Source organism: Tautonia rosea, assembly GCF_012958305.1.
In the GTDB taxonomy this organism is placed as follows: domain Bacteria; phylum Planctomycetota; class Planctomycetia; order Isosphaerales; family Isosphaeraceae; genus Tautonia; species Tautonia rosea.
The window spans coordinates 42,700-53,590 of record NZ_JABBYO010000009.1 but is presented as its reverse complement, the minus strand read 5'-3'; the positions used below and the strand labels follow the sequence as shown (position 1 = coordinate 53,590).

Here is a 10,891-nt window from a genome sequence, read left to right as displayed (position 1 = left end):
CTGACTTCCCTTCCTCGACTCCTACCGGTAGAATACCTACTCAATCGCCTGCAAGAACCCATCGCACCCGTAGCTCAACTGGATAGAGCATCGGTCTACGGAACCGAAGGTTACAGGTTCGAATCCTGTCGGGTGTACACAACGAAGCGAGACGCTCCTGAATGGGGCGTCTCGCTTCTTTTTTTGCTATGTGTCTGCCGATATGGGATTTACGGCAAGCCAAGTTCCGATCCCACGACATTCTGCCCGACTCGACCCTGGTCGTGAGACGAGGGAGACGGAGTCAGCGAGCGCGTGCCTACTCAACAGAATACGCAGCAGTTATTGTGTGTCCGTTCATTTTCTTCAGCCCCCGCTCTGGCACTTCCAGGCCAATCACGGCGGGTGACCAGGCCGGACCCCATAGGATTCATGTGAAGGATGCTGGCCTGGGACTTGGCGGTGAATGTCCGTTGATTTGCCGCCATCGCTGGACTTCTCACGAACAGTTTACGATCTTGTCGGAGCGATCGCCATTCGTGGGGAAGTCCAGACGAGGCTTTGCTCACCAAGGATCACTCGACGATCAGCCGCAGGGCGATCCGGCCTGCGACCTTCTCGTTCTTGTCGATCTTCGTGGGGTGGGCGGGGGTGTTCTGGTCCTTGGTGAACTCGTAGACCAGCTGGAAGACACCGGTCTGGCCCCCCTCCGCGTCGAGCAGCGACTGGATGTACTCGCTCGTGAAGATCGACGACCGGGAGGTGCCGTTCACCTTGACGTCGAGGCCGGTGACATTGAACTCCTCGGTCAGGTCGCCGAGGAAGACGTTGACGCGGAATTGCTGGTTGATGTCGATGTCGTCCAGCTCGGTGAGCAGCGTGCCGAGCGAGAACGCCTGGCCCTGGTCGAGCGTGAAGGACCGGGACCGCTGCGAGGTGCCGGTGAAGTTCTCCAGCGAGCCGAAGTGCACCTGGACGGCGTCGGAGTAGCGCGTCCCATCGCCGCCGATGTTGAAGAACATCTCGGAATTGCCGAGCTGGAACGGGCTGGTCGAGTTCGGGTCGTGCAGGCGGATGTAGGACTTGATGACGAAGTCGCCGGCCCCGAGCAGCGAGGTGTTGCCGGCGCCCGGGTCGCCGTCGTTGGCGTCGTTGTCCGAGTTGATGGCGAAGTGGTCGAACTGGACGGTGATGAAGTAGCTGGCCGTGGTCGGGTCGGTCCCCCGGCGGACCTCCTCGAGGTCGGTGCGGCGGTCGCCGTCGGTGTTGGCCTTCTCGGGGTCGGCGCCGAGGAAGATCCGAGGCGCGCCGTTCAGGCCGACGACTTTCTCCACCTGCGCGAGCACGAACGGCTTGTCGCTCGCGACCCGGCCCGGGATCTGGCCCTGGGGGATGAACCCCAGCGTCTCCAGGTAGAACTGGAACTCCGACGGCAGCTCGGCGAGCGGCCTGCTCGTGTCGATGACGCGCACGCCCTGTGCGTCGATGAGTCGGAAGTGGACGACCCTCGTCCTCAGGACGTAGCTGACCTGGACGACGTTCGTCCGCCCGGTCGGGAAGAATGGCGACGTTCCGATTTGCAAGTTCAATTGCAGATCGATCGCCCGATCGTAGTTGATGAAGGTCGTCCCGCCGAGGAGGGTGCTGCCGGTGCGGTACTTCTCGGCGCCGTCGGGGAGGCCGTCGTTATCGCCGTCGGGCTCGCGGGGGTCGGTGAAGACCCGGCGCGGCTCCTCGCCGGGGACCTGGACGATCCATCGGGATTCGACGCCGAGCGTGATGGGCCTGCCGGCGGCGTCGAGGCCAAGGCCGGCCTCCTCGCCGTCGCTGAGGCCGTCGTTGTCGACGTCGGCGTCGAGCGGGTCGAGCGTGATCAGCTCGTTCGCGCGGTCCTCGTTGCCGACCATGCGGAAGCCGCGGACCTCGTCGATGTCGCGGAGGCCGTCGCCGTCGGTGTCGATATCGGCGGGGGAGGTGCGGAGAAAGAACTCCTCGAAGTCGGTCAGGCCGTCGCCGTCGCTGTCGGCGCTGGTCGGGTCGGAGGTGATGCGGCGCTGGACCTGGTTGCCCGGGGTGACGGACAGCGGGGCGAGCGTGAGGGCCTCGGTGGTGACGAGCCAGCCGTTCGTCTCGACGCGGTCGGGGAGGCCGTCGCGGTCGGTGTCGCGGTCCTGGCCGTCGGAGGGGTTCAGGCCGAAGCGGCGCTCGAGGCCGTCGATGACCGAGTCGCCGTCGGTGTCGGCCCGCTCGGGGTTCGTGTAGACGACGACGTCGGTGGCGCTGTCGATGGGCCGGTAGGCGAAGCCCCGGACCTCGTCGCGGTCGGAGATCAGGTCGCGGTCGCTATCCGGGTCGAGGGGGTTGGTGATGTAGTCGATGAAGGGCCTGTTGTTGAGGTTGAACAGGTCCAGTGACCCGTCGCTATTCTCGTCCATATAGATATCAGAAAAAGGCGTAACGGCAATCCGGACCACCCCGTTCCCGAGATCGGTCGCGGGTATGGGGATGAAAAAGATCGGAGTGTAGTTCCCGTTGGCGTCGGGGCCGGACGCAAAGGTTAATACCAATGCGTTCGGATCCGCGTTGGGGTTCTGATTCCGGGTGACGAAGAACACGGCGGACCGGGTGAGCTCTCCGTCGTCCATCAGCCCGTCGCCGTCCAGGTCCCGCCAGAGGGCGGGGGCCTCGGCGCGGTCGGAGAGGCCGTCGTTGTCGGAGTCGGTGCGGCCGGGGTGGGAGGTCACCCGGACCGTGCCGCGGTCGGGGATGTTCACGTCCCAGCCGATGAGCGCCTCGAAGCGGTCGTCGAGGCCGTCGCCGTCGCTGTCGCGGCTGTCGTCGCGGCTGCCGAAGAAGGCCTCGAGGTTGGCCGGCAGGAAGTCGCCGTCGCTGTCCTGGACGAAGGCCAGGGTGAAGCTCTGGCCGGCGTAGAGGATGTCATCGAGGCCCTTGTCGGGGTCGATGCCCTGGGGCGTGATGACCTCCCAGGTGGTGTCGGGGAAGTCGGTGAACTGGACGACGGCGCGTTCGCGGAAGCGGTAGATCCGCTCGACGACGCGGCTTCCGTCCGGGGGATCGGAGGCGACCACCCGCATGGTCGCGTAGCTGGAGCGGATCTGGGCCCGGGTCAGCTTCACCTGCTCGCCGTCGGCGTTGTAGTAGATCGGGATGCCGAGGGCCGGGTCGAAGTCGGGGTCGAGGATCGGCCGGTTCTCCTCGTCGAGCTTGATGGTGTACTCGGTGAGCCCGGCGTCGGCCAGGAGGTCGCGGACGCTCCGGCCCACCTGGAAGCCGTCGGGGCCGAAGGTGACGCGGCGGTCGTCGGAGTCGATGTCGCCGTCGCCGTCAGTGTCGATGACGCGGCCGGCGGCGGTGGAGACGAACAGGATTTCGGAGGGGTCATCCCGGCCGTCGCCGTCGGCGTCGAAGCCGCCGTAGTCGATCTCGATGCGGCCGGTGCGCTCGACGACCTCCTGGGAGGAGAAGGCGAAGTTGCGGTCGGACTCGTCGATGATGTCGTAGTTGGAGATCCGGAAGATCAGCGACCGCGGGTCGGCCATCAGGGCCTCGACGCGGTTCGGGAAGACATTGTCGCTGGTCATGACGATCGGTCCGCGGGCGGGGACGAGCGGGCCGAGAACGAAGCCGTCTTCGGGCTCAAACTCGGGCACGAGCGTGGCGACCGGCAGGAGCACGGCCGGGTTCTCGGGGGCGGCAATCAGGGCCGTCACCTGGAGGTTCTTCAGCCGGAAGGCGATCGGGCTGGCGTTCTGGAGGTTGATCGTGGTCTGGAGCTTGGCGTCGGTGACCTGGGTCTGCAGCTCCTCGCCGGCCTGGACCTCCTGCTCGGTCGTGCGGGCCTCGGACAGGGACCGCTGGGTCTCCTGGCTGGAGCTGGCGGTGAATTCGCTGCGCACCGCGGAGGACGTGCCGAACTCCTGCGAGGCCGAGAGCTCGAGGGCGGGATACTCGGTGTAGTCGGCCCCGACGTTGAACTGCTGACCGAAGGCGAAGTTCGAGAACGCCTCCTGGGTCGTCTCCGAGACGGAGGTGAAGCTCGTGCTCTGGGTGCGGACGAGGGAGGACTCGGCGGTCTTGGAGTCGAGCCGTCGGGTGCCGGTCGAGCTGGTGGCGAAGGTGTCGACCCGGAGGCTCAGCGCGACGTTGCCGACGTCGATCCGGGGGATGGGCAGGTTGGCGACGAGGACGTTGTAGAAGCCGCCGAGGGTGATCTCGGTCCCGTCGTCGATCTGGTCGCCGTCGGTGTCCTCGAGGTTCGGCGAGCTGCGGACGTAGAGGAACTCGGTGCCGTCGTCGACGCCGTCGCCGTCGGAGTCGGCGTCGAGGTGGTTGGAGAAGACCTCGGTGTATTCCTGATAGTCGGTGAGCAGGTCGTCGTCCGTGTCGGCGTCGCGGGGGTCGGTCTTGAGCTGGAGCTCGACGTCGTCGGTGAAACCGTCGCCGTCGGTGTCGGCGACGGAGATGTCGCTGGTGACCATGCGCTCGACCAGGCGGCCGTCGGCGGTGCGGAAGACGACGAGCCAGCCGCGCTGCTCCTCGTTGTCGGTCAGCCCGTCGCCGTCGGTGTCGACGAGCTGGTCGCCCGAGGGGGGCGTGCCGGGGAAGGTAGCCGAGGTGGGGTCGACGAGCACGCCGCTGCTGGTGACCTTCGGGGCCAGCGCGTTGCCGGCCAGGTCGGTGGCATTGACGACCGTGACGCGGTAGGTCAGCTCGTTCTGCGACCGGGTGGTCAGCTTTACGACCGTGCGGTCGCCGTTGTAGAACTCGGCGTTGGTGACGAGCAGGGCGCCGGCCTCGGGGTTGACGTTCTCCTGGGCGATGACGAAGTGCTCGGGCCGGGTGGCGTTGTCGGCCATCGGCTCGCTGAAAGAGACGAGCACCTCGAAGTTACTCAGCGAGGCGGCCCCGACGACCCGGGGCGGGCCGGCGAACTCCAGGGCCTCGGGACGAGGGCCGATGCCGGTGAAGCGGGCGTTGGCGCTCCGGAGCGGCGAGCCGGCCTCGTCGGTCAGGGTGGCGGCGGTGGTGATCCGGTAGGTCGTCGCGAGCTGGGAGCCGGTCGCCAGCTCGATGACCGTGCGCTGCCCACCGACGAACCGGGCGGCCTCGATCGGCAGGGTGCCAATCGGGCTGCCCTCCTCGTCGAGCTGCTCGATCTTGTAGCTCGACGGCGCCAGGGCGCTGTCGCCCACAGGGCCGCTGAAGGTCAGCACGATCCGGGTCGGCTGCGTCGGGATCGCCGCCACCAGGGACGGCGCCGGGATGCCCCGGAAGGTGCCGCTGCGCCTGCTGATGGAACTGTTCGACAGGTCGGTGATGTTCAAGGTGGTCAGCCGGTAGGACTCGTTGGCCTGGGCCGCGGTGGTGAGCACGACAACCATGCCGAGCGGGCCGTCGAAGCGGGCGCCGGTCACCGTGAGCCGCCTGTTGGCCGAGTCGCGGATGTCGTAGTGCTGCGGGGCCAGGGCGTTGTCGGCCATCGGCTCGTTGAAGGCGACGACGACCGTCGTCGAGGAGGTGGCGGCGACGCTGAGCACGGCCCCTTGTGGGTTGCCGGTAAACCTCCTCCCGTCGAAGAAGATCTGCTGGCCGGCCGTGTCGGTAATGTTGTTGACGTGGATCGTGTAGCTGCCGAAGGCCTGCGGCGTGGTCTGCAGCTCAACCTGGCTGGTGGAGCCCCCCACGAAACGGGCGCTGGCGACGCCGATGGGCTGCCCCGCGTCTCCCGAGAGCTGGTAGTTCCCCGGGTCGATCGCGCCGGTGCCCATCGGACGGTCAAAGGACACGAGGACCGTCGTCTCGCCGGTCGAGGCGACGTCGACCACCCGGGGCGCCGCCTTACCCTGGAAGGGCGCCATCCCCCTGGGGACGAGCTGGGCCCGGGCGCCCTCGCCCCGGACGTTCGCCATCCGGATCGTGTAGGTGGCGTCGGCCTGCGGGGAGGTGGTCAGCACGGCGCCCCGGCCGTTGCGGGCGAGCTGCACGCCGGTCACCTGGAGGCCCTCGACCTCGAAGCGCAGCCTCGGGGCGAAGTGGCTGGGGATCGGCCGCCTGAACTCGAGCCGGATGCTCTGGCTGTCGATCGACTCGGCCGCCCTGAGGAGCCCGGTCGGCCGAGCCGTCGGTGTCGCGTTCGGGGCGGCGACGAGGGCGGCGACCTGGGTCCGTTGCAACACGTCGGGGGTCGCCACGGTCGAGAGCAGCGTGCGCACCTCGAGAGATTCGAGGAGTGGGGTCCGGCGTTGCAGTTTGCGCGGCATGGTCGTTTTCTCTAGCTCACAAGGTGTGGGTCGCTCGGGAGTCGCCCCCCGGTCGTCGGGCGAGCACCTCGGCGGTGGGAGGCCAGCCAGGGTTGTGTGGGGATCTGGTTCCGTGGGCGAGGCGATTGAGCCGCCCCGTCGTCGCCATCCTGGGTCCGACGGCTCGACCCCGGGGCGTGCACCCCGATCCTCGGGGATGGGGAGGCGAGAGGGCCGTCACAGGACAGTGGGACCGGCCATCGGGACGGGCGCGATGCGCCTGATGCCCTACGAGGACATCACCGGGATCGGATCTTGACTCTTCCAAAATCACGTCCGAAAATCGTCGTTACGAGCTGTCAAATTTTTCTCCGGCACTTCGCCCGGCGATGCGGGAGCGAGCAATGTTCGAAGGGGGGGACGACCAACCTTCACCGACGATGCAGTCGGCGGCGGAGTTGCTTCCGGCGGTGTATGCCGAGCTTCGCCGGCTCGCCGGCTCGCTGTCGGGCCGGCTGGCGCCCGGTCAGACCCTCCAGCCGACCGCACTGGTCCACGAGGCGTACCTTCGGCTCGTCGGCAATCGCGATCCGGGTTGGAATGGCCGTCGGCACTTCTTCGGCGCGGCGGCGAGGGCGATGCGGGACATCCTTGTCGAGCAGGCTCGTCGCAAGGGGGCGCGTAAGCGTGGTGGCAACGCCCGGCGGGTGGAGCTGGCCGAGGGCCTGGCGATCATCGAACCGCCGGCCGACGACCTGTTGGCGGTCGACGAGGCGATCCAGAGACTCCGAGCGGAGAAGCCCCACCTGGCCGAGATTGCGATGCTCCGTTTCTTCGCCGGGCTGAGCGTCGAGGAGACGGCCGCGGTCCTCGGCGTCTCGGAGAGCACCTTGGCCCGGGAGTGGCGGTTCGCTCGGGCCTGGCTCGCCCGGCACCTCGGGGAGGCCTCGGGCCAGGATCATGCGACTCGATGAGGGAGCGCGACTGGGATCGGGTGCAGGGGCTGTTCGACCGGGCGGTCGCCCTGCCGCCCTCCCTGCGCCCTGCCTTCCTGGACGAGGCCTGCGCGGAGGAGCCCAGCCTGCGGGCCGAGGTCGAGAGCCTGTTGTCGTATGCCCCGAGCACCTCCGATGGCGGGCCGAGCGACGGCCTGCTGCGGAGCCCCCTTGTCCGATCACCGGTTCCGCCGGACCCGTTGTTCGGGGGACCGACCACCGGCCTCGCCACCTCCCACCACGTCGGACCGGCGTCCCCCGGGAAGTACCGGATCGTGAGGCAGGTCGCCGAGGGGGGCATGGGCACCGTTTTCGAGGCGGAGCAGGACAGCCCCCGGCGGACGGTGGCGCTGAAAGTCATCCGCCCCGGTCACACCTCGCCATCGCTGGCTCGCCGCTTCGCCTTCGAGGCGCGGATCCTGGGACGCCTCCAGCACCCGGACATCGCCCAGGTGTACGAGGCCGGCCTGCTGGACGACGGTCGTCCCTTCTTCGCGATGGAGTTCATCCGCGGCCTTCCCCTGGATGAGTACGCTCGGGGGCTCGCCCTGCGAGATCGGCTCGCGCTGGCGGCCCGGATCTGCGACGCCGTCCACCACGCCCATGAAAACGGGGTGGTCCACCGCGATTTGAAGCCGGCGAACATCCTCGTCGACGAGGCCGGCCGCCCGAAGGTGCTCGACTTCGGCATCGCTCGCGTCACGAACGCCGAGCTGCTGACCGCCACCGGCCTGACCCGGACCGGCCAGATCCTCGGCACTCCCCGCTACATGAGCCCCGAGCAACTCGCAGGCGACCCCGACACCGTCGATCGCCGGGCCGACGTCTACGCCCTGGGGGTGATTCTGTTCGAGCTGGCGGCCAACCGACCACCGTTCCCACTCACGGGGTGTCCCCTAGTCGAGGCTACCCGAATGATCCTCGAACAGGAGCCGACGCCCCTCGGCTCGATCCGGCCGGAACTCCGTGGCGACGTGGAGACAATCGTCGGCCGAGCCCTCGAGAAGGATCCTTCGCGACGCTACACGACCGCCGCCGAGCTGGCCGCGGACCTCCGCCGCTGGCTGGCCGACGAGCCGATTCTGGCCCGGCCTCCCTCGACGCTCTACCTCGCAGCGAAGTTCGCGAGGCGGAATCGGGCACTCGTGGGGGGGGGGATCGCCACCGGGATCGCCCTGCTCTTGGGGCTCATCGGAACGGTCCTGTTCGCCCTCGCCGAGAGCCGGCAGCGCAGCCTGGCCGAGCAGCACGCACAAGCAGCCGACGCCGAGCGTCGTGAGGCCCTCTACCAGGCCTACCGCGCTCGCATCGCGGCCGCGGCCGCGGCACTGCAGAACGACGACGTGCTCGACGCGACCCGTCAGCTCGATGCAGCCCCGGCCGCCCTGCGCGGCTGGGAATGGCGGCACCTCCACGGCCGGCTTGACGACAGCTCCTCGACGATCCCGATACCCTTGCCCGGTGCGGGCTACCTGCTCGACGGCCCGGAGCGGCTGGGGGTTGCGGTCATGACCGCTGACGGTCTCCGCGTCTCCGACCTCGATGGGGGAGGGCAACGGACCCTGCCGATCCGGGTCGAAGGGAGCCGGCCGGACGTCGTCGTCGCCACCCGCCTTGGGCTCCGGTCCGTGGTGTGGACCGGGAGCTCGACCTTCGAGCTGCAGGATGAGTCCGGCCGGGTCCTACTCCACGTGGGGATGCCGGAAGTCGACGGGCCCCGCCCCGTCCTTGTGAGCCCCGATGGCACGCGACTCGCGACGTCATGGGCCAGCGAAGGGAGGACGATCCTCGCCGTGATCGACGCGACGACCGGCGAGCGGACGGCGACCTGCGACGGCCACCCCGGCGGGGTACGTCGCCTGGCCTTCAGCCCGGACGGCGATCGCCTCGCCTCGGTCGGCGACGACCGGACTGCCTGCCTGTGGGACGCCGACACCGGCCGCCTGGTCGCCGTCTGCCAGGGGCACGAGGCCAAGCTCCTCAACGCGGCATTCAGCCCCGACGGCTCTCGCCTGGCGACGACCTCATCGGACGGCACGGTACGCCAGTGGGACTCCGAGACGGGCCGCGAGGTCGAGTCCCGTTACGACCGCCATTCCGGCGAGGTTCTCGCCGTCGCCTACAGCCCCGACGGCCGGTGGGTCGCCTCTGCGGGGACCGATCGGACCATCCGCGTCTGGCGAGCGACCGGCCGTCAGGACGTGGCCACCCTGCGGGGTCACACGGGGGCCGTCGTCGGGCTAGCGTTCGACCCGCTCGGACGCCGGCTGGCCTCGCTCAGCAGCAACTCCCACCTCCGATACCTCGGTGACGACACGGTCCGGATCTGGGACGTGGATCCCCAGGTCCCACTGCCGTCGCTTCGGGGCCACACGGAAACCGTCTTCTCCGTCTCCTACAGCCCGGACGGCCGCCTCATCGCCTCGGGGGGCGGTGACGGGACGGCCCGCCTGTGGGACGCCGACACCGGCGAGCCACTCGCGACCCTTCCCCATCCTGGGGCCGTGTGGAGCCTGGCCTTCGGCCCCGATGGCCGATGGCTGGCCACCACCAGCAGCGCCGACAACCTGCTCCGGATCTGGGACGTGGCAACCGGCAGCCTCCGCCGGGAGATCGCTACTCCCGGCGGGAACCTCCACTACGTGGTTGTCAGCCCCGACGGGACCCAGGCGGTCGCCACCTCGCTCGGCGACTCGAACTCGAGCAACCGGATGCACCTCTGCGACGTCGCCTCCGAGACCTACCTTTCCTCGGTCGATGGCTGGGGGATGGCCTACAGCCCGGACGGCCGTCGGCTCGCCGCTATGGCTGCCGATGACAGGACCGTACTCCTTCTGGACGCAACATCGCTCGAGACCATCGCCCGATTCCCTGGCCATGACGATTGGATCTACAAGATCGCCTTTAGCCCCGACGGCCGCCTGCTGGCCTCGTGCAGCGCCGATCGCACCGTCCGCCTCTGGCAGGTCGACGGCTCGGGCTCCCAGGTCCTCCGCGGGCACTCCGACGAGGTCCAATCGCTGGCCTTTCACCCCGACGGCTCTCGGATCGCCTCCGGGGGCGAGGACCGGACAGTCTGGCTGTGGGATCTGCCCCGGGGCGAGGCGGTGGCCCGGCTGCAAGGACACACGAGTTTCGTCTGGTCGCTGGCTTTCAGCCCCGACGGCGTGACGCTGGCGTCCTCCTCCGGTGACGCGACGATCCGCCTGTGGGATACGAATCCACGAAAAACACGCCGTCAATCGATGCAACATGATTCGAAGGAATAGCGCCCTGGTCCGATCGCAGGTCGATTGAATCCCCTCCAACACTCGCCCACGCCAACCAACCAACCAACTCAAGAAGGTCCGCGAGCGTCCAGCTCCCCTTCCTCAGTGTTTCGGAGCAGAGGCGAACCGCGCAGCCTGTAATCCGGCTTCCTTGGTCACCGATCGATTGCATGAAGTCATATCGAACTATGGAATTTTCCAGAATAATCAAATTGATTTTGCAATAATAAGAATTCTTTATCATTCGGAGAAAGTCCTTGCTCTCGTTGCTGGGTGTCCCTCTCGGTAGTCGCCTGGATTGGACTGACATTGATGGCATGCCCCAGACCCTGGTCATCGCGACCACTTCAGAAAAATGGATCGGGTTACTTTGAGCCCGCCCTCGCAA

At 68.0% G+C, this 10,891-nt stretch carries 3 protein-coding genes and 1 tRNA gene; 3 read left to right on the top strand and 1 reads right to left on the bottom strand.

Annotated elements, in window-relative coordinates:
- Positions 1–63: 63 nt before the first annotated feature.
- Positions 64–137, top strand: a tRNA-Arg gene (locus HG800_RS16800).
- A gap of 417 nt (positions 138–554) precedes the next feature.
- Here HG800_RS16800 and HG800_RS16795 read toward each other — a convergent pair.
- On the bottom strand, positions 555–6,260 hold the full coding sequence (locus HG800_RS16795) for a hypothetical protein (RefSeq protein WP_169977807.1): 5,706 nt from the start codon (positions 6,258–6,260) through the stop codon (positions 555–557).
- Positions 6,261–6,643: 383 nt separating this feature from the next.
- Between HG800_RS16795 and HG800_RS16790 the strand changes: the two genes are divergently transcribed.
- Both HG800_RS16790 and HG800_RS16785 read left to right on the top strand, forming a co-directional pair.
- The gene (locus HG800_RS16790; protein WP_169977806.1) at positions 6,644–7,213 is read left to right on the top strand and encodes an ECF-type sigma factor; all 570 of its coding nucleotides are present in this window, start codon (positions 6,644–6,646) and stop codon (positions 7,211–7,213) included.
- The gene (locus HG800_RS16785; protein ID WP_169977805.1) at positions 7,210–10,503 is read left to right on the top strand and encodes a serine/threonine-protein kinase; all 3,294 of its coding nucleotides are present in this window, start codon (positions 7,210–7,212) and stop codon (positions 10,501–10,503) included. The genes HG800_RS16790 and HG800_RS16785 overlap by 4 nt, the downstream gene beginning before the upstream one ends.
- Positions 10,504–10,891 lie beyond the last annotated feature (388 nt).

Excerpts from the sequence above, each read along its gene's own strand:
- HG800_RS16785 (WP_169977805.1), top strand. The coding sequence starts at position 7,210 with ATGAGGGAGCGCGACTGGGATCGGGTGCAGGGGCTGTTCGACCGGGCG.
- HG800_RS16795 (WP_169977807.1), bottom strand. The coding sequence starts at position 6,260 with ATGCCGCGCAAACTGCAACGCCGGACCCCACTCCTCGAATCTCTCGAG.
- HG800_RS16790 (WP_169977806.1), top strand. The coding sequence starts at position 6,644 with ATGTTCGAAGGGGGGGACGACCAACCTTCACCGACGATGCAGTCGGCG.